This is a genomic window from Paractinoplanes abujensis (genome assembly GCF_014204895.1).
GTDB classification, from domain to species: domain Bacteria; phylum Actinomycetota; class Actinomycetes; order Mycobacteriales; family Micromonosporaceae; genus Actinoplanes; species Actinoplanes abujensis.
Map to the genome: position 1 here is coordinate 4,639,706 of NZ_JACHMF010000001.1, position 24,092 is coordinate 4,663,797.

Annotated in this window: 15 protein-coding genes; 2 read left to right on the forward strand and 13 right to left on the reverse strand. The window is 72.0% G+C overall.

Annotation, left to right across the window (positions count from 1 at the left end):
* Positions 1-45: 45 nt before the first annotated feature.
* Complete coding sequence (locus BKA14_RS20880; RefSeq protein WP_239092962.1) at positions 46-2,667, reverse strand: MGH1-like glycoside hydrolase domain-containing protein; 2,622 nt, start codon at positions 2,665-2,667, stop codon at positions 46-48.
* A gap of 92 nt (positions 2,668-2,759) precedes the next feature.
* Between BKA14_RS20880 and BKA14_RS20885 the strand changes: the two genes are divergently transcribed.
* The gene (locus BKA14_RS20885) at positions 2,760-4,580 is read left to right on the forward strand and encodes an amylo-alpha-1,6-glucosidase (RefSeq protein WP_184952595.1); all 1,821 of its coding nucleotides are present in this window, start codon (positions 2,760-2,762) and stop codon (positions 4,578-4,580) included.
* On the opposite strand, the gene BKA14_RS20890 is transcribed toward BKA14_RS20885, so the two are convergent.
* The 3 genes from BKA14_RS20890 to BKA14_RS20900 form a co-directional block, all read right to left on the reverse strand.
* Positions 4,571-7,537 carry a sensor histidine kinase gene (locus tag BKA14_RS20890; protein ID WP_184952596.1) on the reverse strand — a complete coding sequence of 989 codons (2,967 nt, stop codon included), beginning with the start codon at positions 7,535-7,537 and terminating at the stop codon, positions 4,571-4,573. The genes BKA14_RS20885 and BKA14_RS20890 overlap by 10 nt on opposite strands.
* A gap of 246 nt (positions 7,538-7,783) precedes the next feature.
* Entirely contained in the window at positions 7,784-8,233 is a 450-nt protein-coding gene (locus BKA14_RS20895; RefSeq protein ID WP_184952597.1) for a hypothetical protein, read from the reverse strand.
* Between the two features lie 1,465 nt (positions 8,234-9,698).
* Complete coding sequence (locus BKA14_RS20900; RefSeq protein ID WP_184952598.1) at positions 9,699-11,090, reverse strand: NAD(P)/FAD-dependent oxidoreductase; 1,392 nt, start codon at positions 11,088-11,090, stop codon at positions 9,699-9,701.
* A 44-nt stretch (positions 11,091-11,134) separates the two neighbouring features.
* On the opposite strand from BKA14_RS20900, the gene BKA14_RS20905 reads away from it, so the two are divergent.
* The gene (locus tag BKA14_RS20905) at positions 11,135-11,743 is read left to right on the forward strand and encodes a TetR/AcrR family transcriptional regulator (protein ID WP_239092820.1); all 609 of its coding nucleotides are present in this window, start codon (positions 11,135-11,137) and stop codon (positions 11,741-11,743) included.
* Here the strand turns inward: BKA14_RS20905 and BKA14_RS20910 are convergent.
* The 9 genes from BKA14_RS20910 to BKA14_RS20950 form a co-directional block, all read right to left on the reverse strand.
* Entirely contained in the window at positions 11,733-12,758 is a 1,026-nt protein-coding gene (locus BKA14_RS20910) for an ABC transporter ATP-binding protein (RefSeq protein WP_184952599.1), read from the reverse strand. The genes BKA14_RS20905 and BKA14_RS20910 overlap by 11 nt on opposite strands.
* On the reverse strand, positions 12,755-13,510 hold the full coding sequence (locus tag BKA14_RS20915) for an ABC transporter permease (protein ID WP_184952600.1): 756 nt from the start codon (positions 13,508-13,510) through the stop codon (positions 12,755-12,757). The genes BKA14_RS20910 and BKA14_RS20915 overlap by 4 nt, the downstream gene beginning before the upstream one ends.
* Entirely contained in the window at positions 13,503-14,354 is an 852-nt protein-coding gene (locus tag BKA14_RS20920) for an ABC transporter permease (RefSeq protein ID WP_184952601.1), read from the reverse strand. Before BKA14_RS20920 ends, BKA14_RS20915 begins: the two co-directional genes overlap by 8 nt.
* Position 14,355: 1 nt before the next feature.
* Positions 14,356-15,477, reverse strand: coding sequence for a polyamine ABC transporter substrate-binding protein (locus BKA14_RS20925; protein ID WP_203722276.1), 1,122 nt, complete (start codon positions 15,475-15,477; stop codon positions 14,356-14,358).
* 102 nt (positions 15,478-15,579) lie between these two features.
* Positions 15,580-16,641 (reverse strand): protein kinase domain-containing protein, encoded by a 1,062-nt coding sequence (locus BKA14_RS20930; protein ID WP_184952602.1) that lies wholly within the window; start codon positions 16,639-16,641, stop codon positions 15,580-15,582.
* Positions 16,634-20,014, reverse strand: coding sequence for a serine/threonine-protein kinase (locus BKA14_RS20935; RefSeq protein ID WP_184952603.1), 3,381 nt, complete (start codon positions 20,012-20,014; stop codon positions 16,634-16,636). The genes BKA14_RS20930 and BKA14_RS20935 overlap by 8 nt, the downstream gene beginning before the upstream one ends.
* Complete coding sequence (locus BKA14_RS20940; protein WP_184952604.1) at positions 20,011-20,859, reverse strand: hypothetical protein; 849 nt, start codon at positions 20,857-20,859, stop codon at positions 20,011-20,013. Before BKA14_RS20940 ends, BKA14_RS20935 begins: the two co-directional genes overlap by 4 nt.
* 112 nt (positions 20,860-20,971) lie before the next feature.
* Positions 20,972-22,072: a hypothetical protein gene (locus BKA14_RS20945; protein WP_184952605.1), complete on the reverse strand. Its 1,101-nt coding sequence runs from the start codon at positions 22,070-22,072 to the stop codon at positions 20,972-20,974.
* Between the two features lie 163 nt (positions 22,073-22,235).
* Positions 22,236-24,035 carry a hypothetical protein gene (locus BKA14_RS20950; protein ID WP_184952606.1) on the reverse strand — a complete coding sequence of 600 codons (1,800 nt, stop codon included), beginning with the start codon at positions 24,033-24,035 and terminating at the stop codon, positions 22,236-22,238.
* Between the last annotated feature and the right edge of the window lie 57 nt (positions 24,036-24,092).

Here is a 24,092-nt window from a genome sequence, read left to right on the forward strand (position 1 = left end):
CGTTGATGTCCTTTGTGTACCCCCGGCGCGGGCGCGGCTAAACCATCATCGGCGGCGCAGGGTCAGGATCAGGTCGACGACCAGGGCGGTCCAGCCGGTCTGGTGCCAGGCGCCGAGGCCGGCCCCGTTGTCGCCGTGGAAGTACTCGGGGAAGACGATCAGGTCTTTCCAGTCGGGGTGGGTCTGCAGGATGTGGTTGGCGCCGTAGATCGGGCGGTGACCCGTGTCGTCCGGCAGGAACAGCGAGATCAGCCGGCGGGAGATGTCGTCGGCCACCTCGGCCAGCGGCACTTTGCGCTGCGAACCCGTGGGATATTCGGCTTTCATGTCGTCGCCGAAGAAGTCCGCGTATTCGCGCAGGGCCTCGACCAGCAGGTAGTTGACGGGCATCCAGACCGGGCCGCGCCAGTTGGAGTTGCCGCCGAAGAGCCCGCTCGTCGACTCGGCGGGCTCGTAGCCGACGGTGAAGTCGGAGCCGCCGAGCGACACGGTGAACGGCTTCTCCAGGTGGCTGCGGGACAGGGTCCTGATGCCGTACGGGGAAAGGAACTCCTCCGGATCCAGCATGCGGGCCAGCACGCGGAGCAACTGGTCCTGCCCCACCATCGAGAGCAGCCGTTGCTGGCGGCCCTCGGGCGAGATCCGGCGCGCGCTGATGACGTCGGCGTATTCGCCCTGCGAGGCCTGCAGCCAGCGGAGCCGGGCGTGCAGTTCGGGCAGCCGGTTGAGGGTGCCGGCCGACAGGCGGGTGGTGGCCGCGAGCGGCAGCAGGCCGACGATCGAGCGCACCTTGAGCGGCAGCTTGTGACCGTCGGGCAGGCGCAGCTGGTCGTAGAAGAAGCAGTCCTCCTCGTCCCACAGGCCCTGCCGGTAGGCGGCCTCGGCGATGTACGCGAAGTGCTCGAAGAACTTCGTCGCCATGTCCTCGTACGTGCGGTCGTGCAGGGCCAGCCGGACCGCCATGTCGAGCAGGTTGAGCGCGTACATGGCCATCCAGCCGGTGCCGTCGGACTGTTCGAGCACCCCGGCCACGGGCAGCGCGGCCGAGCGGTCGAACGGGCCCACGTTGTCGAGCCCGAGGAAGCCGCCCTCGAACACGTTGTTGCCGCCCACGTCCTTGCGGTTGACCCACCAGGTGAAGTTGAGCAGCAGCTTGTGCATGATCCGGGCCAGGAAATCGTGGTCGCGCCCGCCGTCGATCTCGAAGACGCGCAGCGCGGCCCAGGCGTGCACGGGCGGGTTGACGTCGGCGAAGGACCACTCGTACGCGGGGATCTGCCCGTTGGGGTGCATGTACCACTCGCGCAGCAGCAACAGCAGCTGACTCTTGGCGAAGGCGGGGTCGACGCGGGCGATCGACACGGTGTGGAAGGCCAGGTCCCACGCCGCGTACCACGGGTACTCCCACGGGTCGGGCATGGAGATGACGTCGAAGCTGTTCATGTGCCACCAGGCGTTGTTGCGCCCGTAGCGCCGGCCGGGCGGCGGGGGCGCCGAGCCGGGGTCGCCGGTGAGCCACTGCTTGACGTCGAAGTGGTAGAACTGCTTGCCCCACATCAGCCCGGCGATGCCCTGCCGGGCCACGGCCGCCTCCTCGGCGGAGGCCGCGGCGGGGATCAGGTCGGTGAAGAACTCGTCGGCTTCCGCGCGCCGCGCGCGCATCACGTCGGACCAGCCGTCACCCAGGTCGAGCGGGCCGATCTCCTCGTCCTCCTGGGTCAGGCGGAGCCGGATGGTCCGGCTCTCCCCCGGGCCCAGCGTGACCACGTAGTGCAACGACCCTTTGGTGCCCTCGCCGGCCGGGTTGACGGTGGGCGAACCCGAGACCAGATAGTCGTTGATGCCGTCCTTGGGATACAGGCTCTTGCCGGGCTGGCCCCACAGGCGTTGGGCGTTGGTCTCGTTGTCACACAGCAGCGGTGCCGCGTCGCCGGAACCGGCAAGAACGATGTGGCCGAGCGTGCGGTGCCGGCCCGCCAGCCGCCCCGGGCTCCCCTTCAGCACGGGCACGGGCCGGTTGGGCAGGCCCCACGACCAGGTGTTGCGAAACCACAGCGTGGGCAGCACGTGCAGCGAGGCGGCCTCGGGCCCGCGGTTCGACACGGTGATCGCCACGCACATGTCGCGCGGGGACGCCTTGGCGTAGTCGACGGTGACGGCCCAGAACCGGTCGTCGTCGAAGATGCCGGTGTCGACCAGCTCGTACTCCGACTCCTCGCGCGAGCGCTGGCCGTTGACGCGCACCAGCTGGTCGTACGGGAAAGGCTCCTGGGGGTAGTGGTAGCGCCAGCTCATCCACGAGTGGGTGGGCGTGGAGTCCTGATACCACCAGTACTCCTTGGCGTCCTCGCCGTGGTTGCCGCCGTCGCCGCCGAGCCCGAACATGCGTTCCTTGAGGATCGGGTCACGGCCGTTCCAGAGGGCGAGACCGAAGCAGAACGTCTGCCGGTCGTCGCAGATGCCGGCCATGCCGTCGTCGTTCCACCGGTAGGCACGGGAACGGGCATGGTCGTGCGGGAAGTAGTCCCAGGCCGTGCCGTGTTCGCTGTAGTCCTCCCGGACCGTGCCCCACGCCCGCTCGGCCAGGTAGGGCCCCCACGCCCGCCACGGCTGCTCACCCGAGTCCGCCTGCGCCAGCCGGGAACGCTCCCCCACGCGGTGCCTCACCCCTCCATAATCGCGACGACTCCCAGAGTGTCACTGCCCGGTGTTACATGTGATGACACGCCTGATTCTGCCCGACAACGAAAGGTCATCGGATGGCTACGTTCGGCTCGCGGACGTGTGCGCGGCTCGACGAGGGAGCCACCCGTGAATGGCTGGTCCCGGACGGGTGCGGCGGCTACGCGATGGGCACGGTGAGCGGGCTGCGGACCCGGCGCTACCACGGGCTGCTCGTCGTCGCGGGGGCCAACCCGGCCCGTCGGCACCTCGGGCTGGCCTCGCTCGACCCGGTGCTGACGTTGCCCTCCGGACCCGTACGTCTGGCCACGCACGAATGGGCGGACGGGACGATCGCCCCGCGCGGGCACGAACTGCTCGCCGGTTTCACGCTGGTCGACGGTCTGCCGCGGTGGCGCTGGCGGATCGGCGAGGTCGTGCTGGAGCGCGAACTGGCCATGGTGCCCGGCCGTCCGGCTGTGGCGGTGGTGCACCGGCTGCTCAGCGGCGGGCCGGTCGGGCTGGCGCTGGAGGCGATCGGCACCTGGCGGGACGGGCACGGCGAGCGCACGGCGGACGGTCCGGTCCCGGTGGTGCAGGAGGTCGCGGGCGGCGTCACGATCGAGGGGGCGTACCGGCTGCGGGGTCCCGGTTTCCGCCGGGCCGGCGCGTGGTGGCGCGGGGTCCGGCACCGCGAGGAGGCGGCGCGTGGGCTCACCGAGACCGAGGACCTCTGGTACGCCGGGAGCTTCCACACCGAGCTGACCGGGCCCGGCGACACGGCGGAGGTCAGCGCGTGGGCCGGCGACCTGGCCGACGAGCCGGCCCCGGCGGCCGCGGTCGTCGAGGCGGCCCATCGGCGCAACCGGCGGTTCTCCCCGCTCGCACTGGCCGCTGACGCTTTCGTCGTCCGCACCCCGCGCGGCCCGGACGTGGTGGCCGGCTATCCGTGGTTCGGGGCGTGGTCGCGCGACACGATGCTGAGCTACGAGGGCCTGTTCCTGACGACCGGGCGCGCCGACGAGGGCCGCGAGCTGCTCCGGGCGTACGGGGAAACGCTCTCGGAGGGCATGCTGGCCAACACGGCCGACACCGGCGCGGCGGAGTTCAACACGGCCGACGGCACGCTCTGGTTCCTGCACGCGGTGGACCGGCACGTGCTCACGACCGGCGACACCGACCTGGCCGAGGAGCTGCGCCCGGCCCTGCTCGGCGTGATCGACCACCACGTGCGGGGCACCCGCTACGGCATCGGGGCCGACCCGGCCGACGGTCTGCTCACCCAGGGCGCCGACGGGGAGGCCCTGACGTGGATGGACGCGCGCGTCGACGGCGTGCCGATCACCCCGCGCCGGGGCAAGGCGGTCGACGTCAACGCCCTGTGGGTCAACGCGCTGGCCGGCTTCCCCACGTACAAACGGCTGCACGATATGGCCCGGGCCAGTTTCGCCGGCCGATTCCCCTCCCCGTCGGGCTGGCTGCACGACGTGGTGGACGGCCCCGGCGGCGACGACGCCACGCTGCGGCCCAACCAGCTGCTGGCCTGGTCGCTGCCGAACGCCGCGCTGCGCCCCGACCCGGCCGTCCTGCGCACGATCGGCGCGGCCCTGCTCACCCCGCTCGGGCTGCGCAGCCAGGCCCCGGGCACGCCGGGCTACCACGGCACGCACCGCGGCACCCCGGCCGAGCGGGACACGGCCTATCACACCGGCACGGTCTGGCCCTGGCTGCTGGGCCCGTACGCCACCGCCTGGCACCGCCTCGGCGTCGAGGTCACCGCCGACATCGACACCCACCTCGGCGAGTACGGCCTGGGCTCGATCTCGGAGACCGCCGACGGCGACGCGCCGCACACCGCGACCGGCTGCCCGTTCCAGGCCTGGTCGGTCGCCGAGGTGCTGCGGGCCGCCTACCTCTGACGGCCCGCGAAGTCGAGCCGCGGGGCGGGCAAGGTGATCGTGAACTCCGTGCCGCCGGTCGGGGCGGGACGGGCGGTCAGCGTGCCCTCGTGGGCGTCGATGATCGCCTTGGTCACGGCCAGGCCCAGGCCCGTGCCCTTGATGCCGGCCTGGGTGGCGTTGGAGGCCCGGAAGAAGCGGCTGAACAGGTGCGGGTACTGCTCGGCGGGGATGCCGATGCCGTTGTCGCTGATCGTCACGACCACGGCGTCCCCGTCGTGCTCGGCCGTCACCGACACCGTGCCGCCCTCGGGCGTGTACTTGACCGCGTTGGACAGCAGGTTGTCCAGGGCCTGGCGCAGCCGCTGCGGGTCGGCGTAGACACTCAGCCCGGGCTTGATCGAGGCGTGCACGGTCAGGTTCTTGGCGGCCGCGCTCGGCTGGTGGGCGTCCACGACGTCGTGCAGCATCGTGCCGGCCGGCATCGGGCACGGGTTGATGCTGATGTGTCCCGCGTCGAGCCGGGCCAGGTCGAGCAGGTCGTCCACGAGGTCCTGCAGGTGCCGGGTGGTGCGGTCGACGACGGTGGCGTGCTTGCGCTCGGCCCCCGCCAGCTCGGGGCTGTCCAGCAGGATCTCCGTGTACGCCTTGATGACGCCCACGGGGTTGCGCAGCTCATGGATGACCAGGGCCGACAACTCGTCCTTCATCCGGTCGAGCTGACGCAACTGCTCGACCTGGTCGCGTTCCTGCTCGAGCAGCCGCTCGCGCCGGTCGGAAAGCTCGTGGCGCTCGGTCACGTCGGTCGAGAGCCCGTCCACGAAAAGCTTGTCGCCCTCCCGGCGCGCCACGGCGCGGGTCCAGACCCAGCGCACGACACCGTCGAAGCCGACCACCCGGCACTCCACCTCGGCGTGCTCACCGGCGGCGAGCTTGCCCTTGAAGTCGTCCAGGATCGCGACGTCGTCCGGGTGGACGCGCTCGCCCAGCGTGACCGGGTCCTCGACGGTGACCTCGCGGCCGAAGACCGCACGGCCGTTGGGGCTGCCGTAGACGAGGCGCGCCTCCGCGCCGGCAACCGCCTCGACGGTCCAGACGTAGTCGTTGACCTGCTCGACGATCCGGTCGAAGTTGCGGCGGGCGTCGGCCAGCATCAGCGACATGTCCTCGGCCCAGCGCCGCTCGACGAACCGGCCCAGGTGGGCGCCGACGGCGTCCAGCATGCCGACCAGGTCGGGGTCGTGCGGGAGGTCCTGGTCGGTGTAAAAGGCCAGCACGCCCAGCACGCGCCGGCCGGACAGCACGGGCACGCCGACGGCGACCCGGATCCCGACCTCGTGCAGCGCGTCGCGGCCGACGTCCTTCATGTCCGACGGCATCTCGCCGGTGTTCCACCAGACCTCGCCGGTGCGCGCCCAGACCAGGCCGGGCAGGCCCTCGCCGCGCTCGAAGGTCAACGGCACGTCGCTGCTGAAAGCGGACAGGTCCCGGTCGCCGGTGGTGTACGAGCTGTGCCGCACGATGGTGCGCCGGTCCTCGGTGAGCTGCCAGTACTCGCCGACGGCCCAGCCCAGCGCCTTGGTGATGGCCACGACGGCGCCGATGCTCGCGTCCTTGGCGTTGGTCGCGTCGGAGAGCACCTGCGCGACGGCGTGCCGGGCGCGGCGCAGCTGCTCGGCCCGGTGCGCCTCGGTGATGTCGTGCAAGGCGACCACGGCCCCGAGCCGGCGGTGGTCGCTGGTCTCGATCGGGCTGCCGTTGGCCACGAAGCGGCGCCACGAGTCCTCGGTCTTGACCAGCATGTGCCGGCCGCGGACGCTTTCCCCCTCGTACGCGCGGCGCAGCGGCAGATCGGTCATGCGCGTACGGCCGTCGGGCTCGTAGACGTTGTAGAGCTCGGTCCACTCGTCGGCATGCGTGTTGGGGCTGGTCTCGCGCCCGGTCACCTCGCGGGCGGCCCGGTTGATGAAGGTCAGGTTGCCCTTGGCGTCGCAGGCCGCGATGCCGACGTCGACACTGTCCAGCACGGCCTGCAGGAACGCGTGCTCCTCGTCGGCCTTCTGCCGCTGCTGCTCCATCTCAGCCGCGGCGACGAGGCGGCCCGTGATGTCGGTGAGGAACGCGTGGCAGACGGTGCCGCCGGGCTCCTCCACCACCTGCAGAGTCATCTCGGCCGGGAACTCCCGGCCCGAACTGGTGATCGCCGCGATCTGCAGGTGCTGCCCCGACAGGTTGGAGACCCCGCCCGCGCGGACCCGTCGCATGCCGGCCAGGTGCTGCTCGCGAAAGCGCTCCGGGATGATCAGCTCGGCGATGTTGCGGCCCAGCGCCTCGGCCGCGGCGTAGCCGAACAGGCGCTCGGCGGCCGCGTTCCAGGCCGTGACGATGCCGTCCAAGCCGGTGGAGATGTAGGCGTCGTGGGTGCCGTTGACGACGGCGGCCATCCGGCTCGAGGAGATCGAGTGATCGGCCTGCGACAGGCGCAGGGCGACCTCGGTCTCCGCCGCTTCGGCCAGGTCGCGCAGCAGCGCCAGGTCGTCCTTCGTCCAGACCCGGGGCTCCGAGTCGAGCACGCAGAACGAGCCCAGCACGTGCCCGTCAGGGGTGCGCAGCGGGATGCCGGCGTACGCGACGGCCTGGTAGTCGGCGATGGCCGGGTTGTCACGCAGCCGCTCGTCGAGGCGGGCGTCGTCGACCACGAGGGCGGCCCGGTCCTCGACCACGTACTTGCAGTACGAGTGGGACAGCGGCGTCTGCCGGGTCACGGCCAGCTCGCCTGACAGCCCGTACGAGCTGGCGAAGCGTTGCCGCTCGGTGTCGACCAGCGACACCAGCGCGGTGGGCGCGGCCAGGATGCGGGCGGCCAGCTTGGTCAGCCGGTCGAACGCGTCCACGCGGCCGGCTTCGAGCAGACCTGTGGCCCGCAGGGCACGGAGGCGCCCGGAGCTCTGCAGCGACGTACCCGGTGAAGTCAGCACGGGGGAATTATCGGTGCCGGCCGTCCGCACTTGAGAAATCCTCGCCGGGCGAACATCCGGCCGTAAAGATCGGACGAAAGTACGAGCCGGCGAACTTGCCGGGCGACTAGTGGAAAAAAGGGCGCGCTTTTACTGCACTTTCCATTTATCGGCCTCGTCCCTGTGAATTCACTGTGAATGACACGGCAAAAGCGAAGGGCGCACCCGGCATCGGATGCGCCCCTCGCTTATTCAGAGCCTATGGGCTCAGCGGTGACCCTTCGGCCCCTGGTGGCCGTGACCCGGGCCCTGCGGACCGTGGCCGTGACCGTGGCCCGGGCCCTGCGGACCGTGGCCGTGACCCTTCGGGCCCTGCGGCTGACCCCACGGGCCGTGACCGTGGCCGCGGACGTACCACTGCGCCTCGAGGGCGACCCAGCCGCGCTTCGGGCCACGCTGCACCCGGTCACAGTCGAAGTCGTCCCACTTCTTCCGGAACTCACCGATCTTGCCGACCCGCTCGCAGGCCTGCTTGGTGCGGTAGTAACCGACGACCCGCTCCTTGGTCTTGAACTTCGGAGCCTTCGCCTGAACCTGCGCGGCCTGACCGGACGCGGCCGGGGCGGCCGGAGCGGCCGACGCCGCGCCGGCACCCATCGTGAGGCCGACACCGACCGCGAGGCCGGTCATCGCCAGCATCCGCGTGACCTTATTCATGACTACGCCTTTCTCTCTGCTGCATCGAGCTTTGCCCGATGCGAGAGATATTAGGGAGGACGCCCCATTTAGCCGCCGCAAAAACACGCCACTAAAGGGTGATTCGCCGATGCGAAAAACAATGGATCTTGCAATTTATTGAAATCGCTCAGATCCTTTCCCCGGCCCCCGGCGGACACCAGCGGTTTCACTCCGCCAGGCGAGCCGGACGGGCGGCAGAGCGGACCGGCCAAGCTGGGCTGGCCAAGCTGGGCCGAGCGGGCCGGGACCGAGCGGGGGGCCCGGCGTGCCGCTCGCAGCGACGACTACCTCAACCTTCATGCCGGATTTGTCGGCATTAAGCGCGACTACCGGCGACAGGTCGTGCCGGCGGGGCGGGGCGGGGGTGGGTCAAGCTGAAGCCGGGCACGCCAGGGCCGGGCACGCCAGGGCCGGGCACGCCAGGGCCGGGCACGCCAGGGCCGGGCACGCCAGGGCCGGGCACGCCAGGGCCGGGCACGCCAGGGCCGGGCACGCCAGGGCCGGGCACGCCAGGCCCGGGCACGCCAGGCCCGGGCACGCCAGGCCCGGGCACGCCAGGCCCGGGCACGCCAGGGCCGGGCACGCCAGGCCCGGGCACGCCAGGCCGGGCAGGCCGGGCAGGCCGGGCCGGGTCAAGCTGAAGCCGGGCAGGCCTGGCCGGACCGGGCCAAGCTGAAGCCGGGCAGGCCGGGGCTGGGCAGGCCGCTCGCAGCGACGACCACCTCAATCGTCATGCCGGATTATCAAAATATTTAGCGCGACCACCGGCGACAGGTCGCGCGGGCGGACGAGGCGGACCAGGGCCGGGCGGGGCGGACCAAGGCCGGGCGGGGCGGACCAAGACCGGGCGGGGCGCACCAAGACCGGGCGGGGCGCACCAAGACCGGGCGGGGCGCACCAAGACCGGGCGACGCGCACCAAGACCGGGCGACGCGCACCAAGACCGGGCGGCGCGCACCAAGACCGGGCGGCGCGCACCAAGACCGGGCGGCGCGCACCAAGACCGGGCGGCGCGCACCAAGACCGGGCGAGGCGCACCAAGACCGGGCGACGCGCACCAAGACCGGGCGACGCGCACCAAGACCGGGCGACGCGCACCAAGACCGGGCGACGCGCACCAAGACCGGGCGACGCGCACCAAGACCGGGCGAGGCGCACCAAGACCGGGCGAGGGCGGGCCAGGACGGGGCAAGGGCGGGCCAGGGCCACGCGGGCCGGGCGGACCAGGCGGGCCGGGCCAGGGCAGGGCGGGCCGGCCAGGGCAGGGCCGGACGGGCCGGGGCCAGGCGGGCCGGACGGGACGGGCAGGGCCGGAGCCCGGGCCGGGCGGGCTGGGCCCGGCAGGACGGACGGGCTGGAGCCGGCGGGGCCGGGGCCGGGCGAGCCGGCGGGGCCGGCGGCCGGGACGCGGTGGCTCGGCTTGGCGCAGCGGCGGGGCGGCAGCTCAGCTGTCGAAGCCGACCCCGAAGCGGTCGAGCAGGCGGAGCCAAGCCCCGCGCCGGCCGCCGTTGGCGTCGGCTCGGATCATCTGCTGCCGGGTGAGCGCCACCACAGGCCACCGCACCGGCTCCGGCGGGAACGGAATGCCCCGGCGCCGCACCATGGACAGCCCGGTCAGTTCGGTGGACCGCCCGCTCAGCAGGTCGAGAGCCACCCGCGCCCCGAAGCGGGAGGACGCCACGCCCAGCCCGGTGTAACCGACCGCGTACGCCACCCGCCCGCCGTGGGCCGTGCCGAAGATCGGCGTGAACCGGCTCGTCGAGTCGATCACCCCACCCCACCGGTGGGTGAAGCGCAGCCCTTCGAGCTGCGGGAACGTCTCGAAGAAGTGCCGCGCGAGCAGTTCGTGGGTGGCGGCGCGCTGCTCGTAGGCGGACCGCACCCGCCCGCCGAAGTGGTAGATGGCGTCGTACCCGCCCCACAGGATCCGCCCGTCCGCGGTGGGCCGGTAGTAGTGGAACTGGTTCCCGTTGTCCGTCAGCCCTTGCCGCTCGGCCCACCCGACGGCCGCCCACTGCCCGGCGCTGAGCGGCTCGGTCACCAGCACGTGGTCGTAGACCGGCAACACGTACGGCCGCACCCGCCGCAGTGGCGACGGGTAGGCGTTGGTCGCGATGAGCACCTTCTCGGCCCGCACCCGGACCCCGGCCGCGGTGACCTCGATAGCCGACTTGTCAGCGCGCAGTCCGGTGACCGGCGACCGGTCGTGCCGGCGGGCGCCGAGCGAGTCCGCCAGACGGGCCAGGCCGTATGTCAGCGCGGCCGGGTCGACCAGGCCGCCCGATTCGTGGATCCGCAGCCCGCCCAGGTAGGTAGGCGAGTGCACGTCCGCTCGTGCCTCCTCCGCCGACAGCAGCGTGACCCGGTCCCCCGCCGCCGAGTACAGCGCGGCCAGCGCGGCCAGTTCCCCCACGTGGTGCGGCGCGGTCGCCATCGTCGTCTTGCCCACGAGCCGCAGGTCCGCGTCGATGCCCGCACCGGTCAGGGTGGAGACGATCTCGGCCACGTTGCGCCGGCCGAGTTCGATCAGTCGCTGCTGCTCCCCCGGCCACCGCGCCTGGCCGTGCCCGATGCCGTGGGTGAGCGACTCGCTGACGAAGCCGCCGTTACGCCCGCTGGCCCCGTACCCCACCTGCGCCGCTTCCAGGATCAGCACGTCGGCCCCGGGGTCGTCCTGCAGCGCCTGCACGGCCGCCCACAGTCCGGTGAACCCGCCGCCCACGATGACCAGGTCGGCCGAGTCCCCGTCCCGCACCGGTGGCAGCGGCTCGGGGGCGCCGCCCCGGGAGGTCCAGAAGACGGCGGGCTCGGTGTCGGCCAGGCTGTTCTTGATCATGGGCGGTCCATCCTCCCCCGCAACGGCGCGGATACTGTTTGCGGGTGACGACTCCTCGCAAGCGCCGGGCCGACCGGCGGGGTGATCTCATCGAGGCCGCCCGCCGCGCCATGGTGCTGCACGGCACCGACGGGGTGCAGATCAAACAGGTCGCGGCCGAGGCCGGCCTCACTTCCGGGGCGGTGCTCTACCACTACTCCGACCTGCAGGACCTGCTGATCGACGCGCACCACGCGGGCATGGAACGCTTCTACGAGCTGCGGGTCAAGCGGATAGCCGAGGTGGCCGACCCGGCCGAGAAGCTGGTTGTCACCGTGCGTTCGGGGCTGCCCGACGGGCCCGACGACACCGACGTGCGGCTGCTCTGCGAGCTGGGCGGCGCGGCCGGTCGCAACCGGGTCTACGCGGCCCTGCTGACCACCCTGTACGACCGTCAGGTGTCGATGTATCAGACGATCCTCGAGCAGGGCGCGGCTCAGGGCGTGTTCACGCTGACCGAGGCCACGTTGCCGATCGCCCGCAACTTGGTGGCGCTGGAGGACGCGTACGGGTATCGGATCGTCGCCCGTCATCCGACGCTCGGGGTGGCCGAGGCGGAGGAGCTGATCCTGTCGTACGCCCGTGGAGTGACCGGTCACCCGCTCACGGCCTGACAAGGACCGCGTCCTCGGCCGCCCAGCCCAGCTCGACTGCGTCACCCGGCGCCACCCGAGGCGCTCCATGCTGGTGCACTATGACTGATTTGTCACCTGTGGCAACCAAGATCCGTGACAGCCCGCCGTAGAAGCTGACGTCGACCACGGTTCCGGCCAGCGCGCCGCCCGACACCGACACCTGCTCAGGGCGTACGGCCAAGATCGCCGGAGAGCCGGGGGCCGCCGTGCCGCCGCGGGCGGGCAGCACACCGAAAGCGTCGGTGGCCAGCCCGCCCGCCACCGCCGTACCGGAGAAGAAGTTGTTGGCGCCGATGAAGTCCGCGACGAAATGGGTGGCCGGGGAGCCGTACAGGGTGACCGGGTCGGCCACCTGCTCGACGGCGCCCTGGTTGAGCACGGCGATCCGGTCGGCCATCGACATCGCCTCCTCCTGGTCGTGGGTCACGACGACGAAGGTGATGCCGACCTCGTGCTGCAACTGCTTGAGCCAGAGCTGCATCTCGGCCCGCACCTTGCGGTCCAGCGCCGACAGCGGCTCGTCGAGCAGCAGCAGCCGGGGCCGTTTGACGATCGCCCGGGCCAGCGCGACCCGCTGCCGCTGACCGCCGGAGAGCTGCTGCGGTCGGCGTTTCGCGGCGTGGGTCAATCCCACCCGTTCCAGCACCTCGTCGACGCGCTGCTTGATCTCCGCTTTTCCCAGGCGTTCCCGCTGGAGCCCGTACGCGATGTTGCCGGCCACGCTGAGGTGCGGGAAGAGGGCGTACGACTGGAACATGAGGTTGATCGGGCGTCGATGGGCCGGCACCTGGGTCAGGTCGGCACCGGCCAGCGTCACCTCACCCTCGTCGAGCGTCTCGAACCCGGCCAGGATGCGCAGCAGTGTCGTCTTGCCGCAGCCGCTCGGGCCGAGCAGCGCGAAGAACTCGCCCTCGCGGATGTCCAGCGAGACCCCGTCGAGCGCGGTGACGTCGCCGAACGTCCGGCGTACCTTGCTGATGCTCAGGAGGGTCATCGGGTGCCTGCCAGACGGGTCAGGCGCTGCACGGCCAGGATCGCGGTGAAGGTGACCGCGAGCAGCACCGTGGCCAGCGCGTTGATCTCGGGGGTGACGCCGAACCGGACCATCGAGTAGATGACGATCGGCAGGGTGGGCGACTGCGGCCCGGCGGTGAAGAAGGCGATCACGAACTCGTCGACGCTGAGCGTGAAGGCCAGCAGTGCACCCGCCACCACGCCGGGCGCGAGCGTGGGCAGCGTGACCCGCCAGAACGTGGTGAAGCCGTTGGCGCCCAGGTCGCGTGACGCCTCTTCGAGCGACGGGTCGGTGGTCGAGAGCCGGGTGCGCACGACGGCGGCCACGGCGGCGGTGCCGAAGACCGCGTGGGCCAGCAGCACGGAGTAGAGGCCCAGGGTGAGCTGCACGAGCGCGTAGAAGGCGAGCAGCCCGATGGCGAGCACGATGTCGGGCAGGATCACCGGCAGTGTGGCGATCGCGTCGAGCAGTGTGGAGCGGGTGTGCCGGGCCAGGCCGACGGCCAGCAGCGTGCCGAGCACCGTGGACAGTGCAGTCGATCCGGCCGCCACGATCAGCGTGTTGCCCAGGCCGGTGCGGATCTGCTCGTCGGCGGCCAGTTCGCCGTACCACTTGAGGCTGAACCCGTTCCAGTTGAAGGGCGAGTCGCCGGCGTTGAACGACATCACCACGACGACCACGATCGGCACGTACAGGAAGACGAGGGTCAGCCCGAGCGGGATCCTACGCATCGCGACCTCCTTGCAGCCGGCGCGCCGACCAGGCCTGGATCATCAGCAGCACGACCAGCAGGGCCACCACGGCCAGGGCCAGCGTGGCCCCGAACGGCCAGTCGCGGGCCTTGAGGAACTGGTCGCGGACGAGGTTGCCGACCATCGCGGTCTGCCCGCCGCCGAGAAGTTCGGGCACGACGAAGTTGCCGATGCTGGGCACGAAGACGAACACGCAGCCGGTGACGACCGCGGGCAGCGTGAGCGGGAAGGTGACGCTGAAGAAGGCGCGGGCCGGGCGGGCGCCCAGGTTGGCCGCGGCCTCCAGCAGTTCGGCGTCCATCCGCTCGAGCGCGGCGTACAGGGGCAGGACCATGAGCGGCAGGTACGCGTAGAGCAGCCCGGCCACGATCGCGGGCTGGCGGTAGAGCAACTGCAGCGGTTCGTCGATCAGGCCCCAGCCGGTCAGGGCGTCGTTGACCAGGCCGGCCGGGGAGAGCAGGACGATCCAGGCGTAGGTGCGGATCAGGAAGTTCGTCCAGAACGGCAGCACCAGCGCGATCAGCGCCACCGTCTTCCATTTCGCGGGCAACTTCGCTATCGCGTACGCCGTGGGGTAGCCCAGCAGCAGGGCCAGCACCGTGGTCACCCCGGCCAGCTTGACCGAGGTGAGCACCACGTCCAGATAGAGCGGGTCGACCAGCCGGGCGAAGTTCTCCCCGGTCGGCTCGTAGACCAGCCCGCCGAAGCGGCCGCGCTGGAAGAGCGAATAGGACAGCACCAGCACGAGCGGCACCACCATGAGCGCCGTCAGGTAGGCCAGCCCCGGCCCCAGCAGCGTGAACCGTTCCAGCGTGCGCCGCATGTCAGCTCGCCGCGACTTCCGTCACGATCCGGCTGTAGTCGGTGGCCGCTTCGCCCAGGTCGACCAGGGTCTCCTGCTGCATCAGCTCGGCCGGCGTGATGGCCAGGTTCGGATACTTCTTGGCCAGTGCCGGGTCGAGCTTCTCCATGGCGGCCTTGTTGGGCACCTTGTAGAGGATGTTCTCGACAGTCCAGGTGTGGATCTCGGGGTCGAGGACGTAGTTGATGAACGCGTGCGCGGCCTCCTTGTTCTTGGAGGTCTTGAGGATCACCATCGTGTCCACGAAGAGGTCGCTGCCCTCCTTGGGCACCGTGAACTTGATCTTCGCGTTGTCGGTGATCCCGTAGTTGCACCAGCCGTCCCACGCCTCCACCAGCGCCGCCTCGCCGGAGACGAGCCGCTCGTAGAAGGTGGTGTCGTCGAAGGCCAGCAGGCCCGGCTTGGCCGCGAGCAGCTTCTCCTTGACCTTGGCCATCTCGTCGGCGTTCTTGGTGTTGGCCGAGTAGCCGAGGGCCTTCTGCGCGGGCAGCATCAGCCAGCGGTCGGTCTGCAGCATGGTGATCTTCTTGGCCAGCTCGGGCTTCGGGGTCAGCAGGTCGTTCCAGCTGTCCGGGTCGTAACCGGTCAGGTCGCTGCGGTAGCAGAGCCCGGTCGTGCCCCAGGTGTAGGGCACCGAGAACTTGTTACCGGGGTCGTAGGCGAGCTGCGACGCCTCGGGATAGAGGTTGCTCAGGTTGGGGATCAGCTCGGGGTGGATCGGCTCGGTCAGGCCCTGCTCGGCCAGCGCCTGCGCGAACGGGCCGGAGACGAACGCGACGTCGATGCCGCTGTCCCCGCCCGCCGTCAGCTTGGCCATGACCTCCTCGTTGGTGGCGTGCTTGGTGACCGTCACCCTCGAGCCGAACTTCTGCTCGAACTTGGCCGGGAGGTCCTCCGGCATATAGGCGTCCCAGTTCGAGACGGTGAGTTTCTGGGTTTTCAGGTCCGCGCTCGGGTTCAGCGCGTCGGGCTGGGCCGCCGACGTCGCGGCGTCGTCACCACCACCGCACGCGGCCACGGCCAGGGCCAGCGCGGTGACCACGGCGCCGGCCAGGGTCCGGCGGATCGCACTTCTACGGGACACGTCTTCTCCTCCAGTCGGGAGTTCCGGCCTGGCGGCGAGTGTTCCATCACGCGTCAGCTCACACAAGAGCCTTCTCGCGCTTGTGAGCTGGTAATTTGCAATTTACTTGAATCGTGGTTCAGAAACATTGTCGGTCAGCGCGGCGTCGATGGCCTCGGCCAGCGCGGCGGGCAGGGTCGAGAGTCTTTCCCGTACGGGCACCGCCGGCTCACGCAGGACGACGGCCACCGGGTCGGCCCCGGCGGGGAAGTCGCGCGGGGTGGCGCCGGTCAGCATCCAGTACAGACAGGCGGTCAGCGCCCACCGGTCGACCTCGGGCCGGGCGTACTTGTAGTCGATCACCTGCCGCCGGGGCATGAAGGCCACGCTGCCCGCGATCGCCCCGGTCGGCGTACGGCCGCTCAGCCCGGCCTGGTCGTAGGCCTTGGCCAGCCCGAAATCGGCCACCTTGAGCCGCCCGTCCGCCGTCAGCAGCAGGTTCTGCGGCTTGATGTCGCGGTGCACCAGCCCGCGCCCGACCGCGGTGGTGCCGTCGGCGTGCACCACGGGGATCTCGGCGGTGTGCGCGTAGCGCAGGGCGTCCGCCGCCTGCCGCGTGAGATCAAGAGCCTGCTCCACCCCGTACGGGCCGTGGTCGGCCACGCTGCCGCCGGCGCAGTACTCGGCCACGAAGCCCAGCGGATCGGCCAGGCTGCGATGGAAGCGCACGATGTTCGGATGGTCCAGCGCGGCCGTGCACTCCAGCTCGCGCCGGAACTCCTCACCCGCGCCGGGAGCGGTGAGGGTCTTCACCGCGACCAGGCTGCCGTCGGGTTCGCGGGCCAGGTGCACCACGCCCTGCGCGCCGCGGCCCAGCTCGCGCAGGACCGCAAGGCCGTTCCGCGTGACCCCGGCCCGCACGACCGTGTCCCCCAGCCGCAGCTCGTCGCCGTCGTGCAGCTCTCGCCCACCGTCGATCAGGATCCCGTTGACGTACGTGCCGTTGCGGCTCCCCAGGTCACGAACGGTGACGGCATCCGGCCGGATCACCACCCGGCAGTGGCGGCGGGACACGCGGCGGTCGGCCACCGCCACGTCGCACGCCGCGTCGCGCCCCAGCACAACCTCCGCGTCGCCGCGGAAAAGGCGCTCCGTCCCGCCGACGAGGAGGGTGACCTCAGTCAACGTCGGCTTCCCAGGCCAGTTCCCACGCCCGCAGGCCGCCCACGAGATCGGCGGTGACCATCGCCGTGCCGTCCTCGCTGAGCCGGATGCGATGCATGATCTGGCGGTGCCCCTCCATCGTGCGCAAGCAGCGGCCGGTGGCCAGGTCCCAGATCCCGACCGCGTCGGTGCCGCCGGCCACGACCGCGAACGTCGCGTCCGGCGCCAGCGCGAACTCGACCGGAACCTCCGGCAGGGCCAGCCGGTGGCGCACCTCCCCGGAGCTGGTGTCCCACACCGTCAGGCTGCTCGCGTCGGGGGTGGCGGCCAGCCGCCGGTCCGCGCTGAAGGCCACATTGGTGTGACCGCTGGTGGTCGACCGCCGGCCCGGGAACTCGAAGCGCTTCTTGCCGCGGGCCGCGTCCAGCCCGGTCACCCCGGTCAGCTCCTCGAGCAGCACGGTGCGGTTGTCCGGGCTGAAATGCAGGCCCTGACCGGTGAACGGCAACCGCGTCTTCCACTCCGGTTTCCGGGTGTTCAGCCGCCACATCCGTACCTCGTGCGCGTCGTCCAGACACACCGCGCGCGTGAAGTCGGGGCTGACCGTCACGGCCCTGATCCGGCTGTCGGTGGCACGGATCAGGAAGAGCCGCACCCCGCTCTCCAGGCCGAGCAGCCGCATCGTCCCCGACTCGTCGCCGAGCAGCACCCGTTCGCCCGAGTGGTCGAGCTGGAACGCGGAAATGCCCCCAGTCTCGCCCTCGACGACGTGGGAGCGTCCGTCCCGCACGTCGATCAGCCGCAGGATGCCGCCCCAGGTGTGCACCACGAGCAGGGTGCCGCCCCGGGCCCAGCAGACCTCCCGCATGGCGCCCTGCGAACCCGGACCGCGCTCGAAGGTGTGCAGGACCTGGCCCTGGGCGAAGTCCCACAGATCCACGTCGCCGGTCCATTGCCCGGTGGCCATGAGCCGGCCGGCCGGGTGCAGCGCCACCGTCGGCGGCTGGGTGAAGTGGCCGCGGCCCTCCGCGTGGTAGAGCTCCCAGGCGGCGATCAGCCCGGACCGGCGGCCGTGCGGGAGCAGCGAACGCCACCCGCGCAGCAGCTCGGGATGCCGGTGGTAGCCGGGCACCGTGCCCGCCGTGCGCAACAGCGTGGCGGCTGCGGCGAACCGCTGGGCCTCGAACCGCTCGCGGGCCTGCGCCATCAGGTGGTCGAACGACTCCTGGGCCCGGTGCAGCTCGGGCGCCGGGCGGGGACGCGCGTAGCGCCAGGGCGCCCGGTAACCGGAACCCGGCATGGCCCGGAGCACCACGTAGTCGATACCGCCCAGCGCCAGCACCGCACCGTCCGGGCTGATCGCACCGGCCTGCACCCCGTACAGCTCCTCCGGCAGGTCGTCGTCGAAGGTGCGCAGGCTGCGCCCGTCCCGCGGGTCGACGACCTGGGCCGTCCGGCGGGAGCCGCCGATCAGCAGGCCCCGCGCGCCCGGCCCGAGCTCCATGACCGGCTCGTACTGCATGCGGTGGGATCCTTCGCCCACGACGGTGGCGCGGCGCGCGTCCCACAGGGCGAGCGGCCCGTCCTGCCAGGCGGCCACCGCGTAGCGGGCGTCGGCGCTCAGCGCGACCCGATCGCCCGGGTAGTGCACCCAAGGTTCGCCGGAGACGAGGGTGCCCCGGCTCGGCCCGATCCACGTGGCCACGCACTCGCCGGTGCTCACGTGCCAGTGCCGGACCGTGCCGTCGCCCTCGAGGTTGTCGAAGGAGCCGGACAGCACCCGGCGGCCCGTCCGGCTCAGCGCCAGCGTCGTCACCTGGGCGGTGTGCCCGCTCAGGACGACCGGGGCGCCGGCGGCGCCGAGTTCCCAGACCCGGATGTGGCCGTCGCGGTGCCCGGCCGCCAGGAACCGGCCGTCGCCGCTGACCGCGACCGACATCGCGCCGGGCGCCGTCCGCGCCCCGTCCCGCGGCGTCCCGGCGGGCAGGTCCCACAGCGTGATCGCCCCGTCCTCGCGCAGCACGGCGCCGAGCCGGCCCGCGCCACCCAGGGCGATGGCGGTGACCTTCTCCCCCCGCGCCAGTTCCCGCGGCCCGCCGCCGGACGGCGTCCACACGAACAGCCCGCCCTCGCGGATCGCGAACAGCACATGCTCGCCGGCCGGCCCGACGACCATGGTGCGGATCTCCCCGGCGAGCGTCCCGGCGCTGATCCGGGGCGCCCGGCCGGCCCGCTCCCGCAGCGCGGCCACCGCCTCGGCCGACGCCGGGTCGGCCGCGGCGGCCTCGCGCAGCAGCTCGCCGGCCCGGTCGTCCTCGTGCCGTTCCAGCTCGACACTGCCCAGCAGCAGCGCGCCCAGGCCCGGCTCGGGGTCGCCGCCCGCGGCCCGGGCCGCCTGCAGTCCCGAGACGACTTCCTCGCCGGTGACCGTGCCGGTGCGCCAGCGATGCAGGCCGAAGTTGTAGACCGACGGCAGGTGATGCGGGTCGGCCGTGATCGCCTCGCGCCACCGGGCCTCGGCCTCCTCGGGGCGGCCCAGGTCGAGCAGCGACAACGCCTGGTTGGAGAGGCCGTCCGAGCGGAGCAGGGCCGGGCGGGGCGCGGGCCGGCGATAGGGCTTGTCGTACAGGCCGATCAGCTGGTCGACCAGCTCGCCGAACCCGGCCGGCCGCTCGGCGAAACAGGAGGCCAGCAGCTCGTACAGCGCGGGCGCCAGATCGGCCCGGACGGTCTGCAGCGCCTCCGCCGCGGCCTGGCCGTAACGGGTGATCCGCCGCCCGGCGACCATCTCGGCCACCGTGACCGCCCACGACCAGACGTCGGTGGCCGGGGTCAGCCGGACGCCGCGGTCACCGGCCGCCGCCGCGGCCTGCTCGGGTGAGAAGTACGCCGGGGTGCCGCCACCGAAGGTGCCCTCGCTCGCGGCCACGGCCAGCCCGAAGTCGGTCACCTTGGCCGTGCCGTCCGGCTCCAGCATCACGTTGGCCGGTTTCATGTCCTGATGCACGAGGCCGCTGTCGTGAGCGTGCTGCAGGCCCCACGCGGTCTGGATCGCGATGTCGAGCTGCGCGGCCCGGTCGAGCCGTCCGGCCCGGATCGCCTCGGCCAGGCTGCCGCCGTCCACCCACTCGGCGAACACCCGCGGCACCCCGTCGATCGTGCGGACATAGACGCAGTTCACCGTGTGCGGATGCAGCCCCAGCCCGACCCACGTGCCCGCCTCGGCCTCGAACCGGGCGAACGAAGCCGACGCGAGCGGTGTCTTGACCGCCAGGTCGACCTCCCATTCGAGGTGACGCACCCGGTTCACGACACCCATGCCGCCGGCCTTCGGCTCGCCGACCACCTCGTACTGCCCGAGCACGACCTGGCCCGGCGTCCAGGCCACGGTCACGGCCAGACCAGCGGGCCGTGGTCCACGTCGTCCCAGGCCCCGATCCCGTACGCGGAGAGGACGAACTTGCGCAGCAGCACGAGCACGGCCGGCACGATCTCCACGTCGGCCAGGCGGGACAGCTGGTCCAGATCCGGCGGGTAGCCCCGGCCCATCCGCAGATTCAGCTCGTTCTCCCGTAACAGACCACCGACCAGGCCGACCATGCTCTCCCGAGTCTCGGTGATCTTCAGCTTGCGGGTGAAGTGATACGAATCCGCCGCCCCGCGCCCCGAGGTGAAGTCGGCCAGGGCCGCGGACCGGGTGGTCTCGGGCAGGAAAAGGATCCGGGCCGTCAGCAGTGAGGCCGGGTGGAACCGCATCACGAAAACCGCGTCGTACCGGCCCTGCCGGAACGCCACGATCAGCGCCTCCATCCGATCGTCGTCGCGGTCGCGCAGCCGGTCGGTCGTCAATAGCCGCAACGGCTCCCGGGCCACCTCGGCCCACGGCGGCTCGCCCCCACCGTCCATCGTGGCCGCGGCCCGCAGCGCGAGCGTCTCCAGCTGCCCGTCGGACGCCGCGGCCAGCGCCAGCAGGGCGGCCCGCGCCTCCGCCGTGCCCATCCGGGCCACCGCATCGAGCACGATCTCGCGGGGGAGCCCCATCAGATCGGTCACGGAAATGAACGGAGCACTCAACGACGCCCCGACGGACGCCGCGCACAACGGATCCTTCAGCCCCGTGAGCCGTGAGCCGTGATCGCGGAAGAAGGCCCGGAACTCGCCCAGCCGGTCCCGCACCGTGTCGTCCGCCCCGGACCGACAGGCCTGCCAGATCTCCAGCCCGGCCCGCGGCTCCCGCAAGGTCCCAACCGAACTCGTTGCGTTACGTCCCCGTCGCCCGAACACCCCGTCCATGATGTCACTCAGCGACAACCACCGATAGCTGTCCGGATCCGCCGCCCGGAGCCGGACCTCACCCGATGGGGTTCGCCTTGAGAGTTGCTTCGCGGGTGGTGTCCGACTGGTCGGTGTCGCGGGCGTAGCCGGCGGTGTCGACGTCGGTGCCGAAGGTAGCCTTGAACTTCGTGAGCTTCTCCGGCACGGAGACGGTGAACGCGCGGCTGGTCGCCTCCTCCGGGATGCCGGGGGCCAGCGGGTCGGCCGCGAGCACAGTGGTGCCCGCCGGCCAGAGTCGCGCCGGCACGCCCGAGCCGGACAGGCGCAGGTCGCGGCCGAGGTCGACCTGGATCGCGGCCGGTGTCCGGACGGCCTTCGACGTGTCGGGCAGTTTGATCGAGGACACGGTGATCGTGACCTTGCCGGTCAGCCAGGCGCGGCCGGCCGGGGCCCAGCCCTTCTCCTCGGTCCACGGGCTGAGTTTCGCGTGCAGGCTCGCGCTGATCGACGTGTAGGTGCTGCCCCGGTAGCGCCACCTCTCCGACGGCCCGGCCGACCCTTCCCGTACGGGATAGAACGCGGCCGCGGCGTTGATCCGGCGGCCGGTGCGCAGGTCGAGCGACTGGGTGCGGCCCTCGTCGGTCAGGTCCAGCCGCACCTCGGCCCCGGCCGGGACGACCGCCAGCAGCGCATCCCGCAGGTGGTACGAGAAGAGCGAGTTGCCGAGGTCGCGGCGCTGCCCACCGACCACCAGCGCGAAGCCGACCTTGGTCATCTGGTCCTTTTGCGACACCGGAATCGTGCCGGGGTTCTCGGCGTCCACGATGAACAGTTCGTGCCCCTCGGGCGCCCGCAGCTGCTGGTCGGCCACCGGGAAGCTGTCCCGGCCGCGGATCTCCAGCCCCGCCGCCGTGAGCTGGTCGCTCGTCAGCTCCGGGACCACCGCCCACCGCGCGAACGCGATCGTCTGATGCGGACTGACCAGGTACGCGTCCTTGAGCTCGGTGGCCGGCAACCCGAGCTGCGTCACGGGCGCCGCCGCTCCCCCGCTCGAGTACAACCCCAGCGTCTCGGCGCTCCCTCCCGGCCCGGTCCCGGTGTTCTCCGCCGCCCCTGCCGAACAGGCGGCCGTCAGACCGGCCAGAGCGGCCAGGGCCGCCGCCATCACACGTTTCACTCGAACCCCCATGATTGCGGTCGATCGTAGGCCGAGCGTCCCGGCCACAGGGCCCCGTCCGCCCCTCGCCGGCGCAAGTCCGGCCGAGGGATCTCACTCGGACGGCCGCCGCCCGGATGATCTCGACCTGCGCGCGGTCCGGGCGTGGGCCGCCGTGCAGCTGTCAGTCGAGGCGGTAGAGGATGTGGCCGTCGATGACTTCGCGGGTGATGCCGAGACCGTCGGTCGCGCGGTCGGGCACGCCCACCCACGGGGTGTCGGGCAGCCACTCGGGCAGGACGACCACCGAGCGGATGCCTTCCGCGCGCAGGGCCGCGATGCTCGGCGCGTCCGGGAACGTCTTGCTGACCTCGCGGATCCTTTGCTGGCTGGCCGGCTCGAACGTGACGATGCCGTTGGGGATGCGCGGGAAGTCGTTGGCGGTCCACAGCATGATGGACATCTCGAGGCTGCCGCCGCTGGGCAGCACCAGGATCGGCTCCTGGGCGGCGGCCATCGCGGCCGGGTAGCGGATCAGCTCGGGGTGCGGGGTCTTGTTGACGCCTTCGACCACGACCAGCGCGAGCGGGATCAGCAGGGCCAGCCGGGCGGCGAAGAACTTGCTGCGTTTCAGCGGACCCGCTCCCCAGGGTGCGGCGTCGCGGGCCCGCAGGGCCAGGGCGCTGATCGCGCCGGCGGCCAGGACGGCCATCAGCAGCGAGATCCACAGCATCATCCGGCCCGAGGTGCGCAGCGCGTTCCAGCCGGGCAGGTGCTTGGAGAGGGTCAGGTAGCCCGGGTCGCCGTGCCAGGGCGTGTTCGCCCCCAGCGCCAGCAGCACCGCCACCGCGACGCCGACGAGCAGCAGGACGCGGTGGCGCACCCGGAAGACGGAGAAGAAGACTCCCGCCGCGGCCAGGGCGATCAGGGCCACGCCGGGCAGCAGCGCCATCTCGGGCGGCCAGAACAGGTCGGCCCGCACCGCGGCGTGCCGGTCACCCCACAGCCAGGAGCTGTCGGGCGCGATGAAGAGGCCCCGCCACGGCGCCGAATACATCTCGGTCCAGTTCAGGCCCCGGTCGGCCTGCGGGTTGAGGTCGACGACGCGCAGGTAGGCCAGGCCCATGTACGCCGTGGCGCCACCGAAGATCAGCCCGCCGATCAGGTCGGCCGCCAGCAGCCGGCGCCCGAAGACGGGACGGCCGCGCCGCCACCAGGCCCAGCCGTAGAGGGCCGCGGCCACCAGGCAGACGGCGATCATCACGTACGCGAAGGCGAGCCCGATGGCCAGCCCGAGGCTGATCTGCCACGCGCCGACCAGCCAGCCGGCCAGAGCCCAGCCCGGTTTGTGGCGGTCCGGGCGATGGCCGCGGCGTAGCGACCAGCCGTGGCCGCGGGCGAGCATGGCCAGGCACAGCGCGATGCCGCCGGTGGAGATGACGTTCATGTGCCCGGCGTGGGCCAGCCGCCACGGCGCGAACGCCCAGGCGACGCCGGCTACCGCCGCGCCCAGCGGGTGCGCGCCCAGCTGCCGGGTCAGCGCGTACGCCCCGGCGAAGGCGAGCGCGTGCAGCAGGACGTACAGGATGTTGTAGCGCAGCACGGCGTCGTCGAGGCCGGAGCCGATCATGCCGAACGGCATGTAGCCCAGCACGGTGTCGGTGAAGGCCAGCGAGTGCGGCTCGGGGTAGAACGTGTTGGCGTCCCACAGGTGCGCCGGGTCGGTCAGCAGGGCGTGCCCGCCCCAGGCGATCTGATAGGCGAACAGGGCGGGGTCGCCGATGTCGCCCGGCACAGTGTGCCTCGGGTCCTTCATCGTGGGCCAGGTCAGCAGCACCGCGAGCGCCAGCCCGCCGACGACCACGAGGATCCATTCCCGGCGGGCCCACACCCTGGTCAGCACACCCCGGGTCGCGGCGGCCCGCCGGGGCCCGTCGTCGTCCGGCCCGCCCCGGACCGCCTCGGCCGCTCCGACCCCGCTCATCCAAAGCCCCCCGGTTCCCGATGCGGCGAACAGCGTGGCACATTGTCACACATCGAT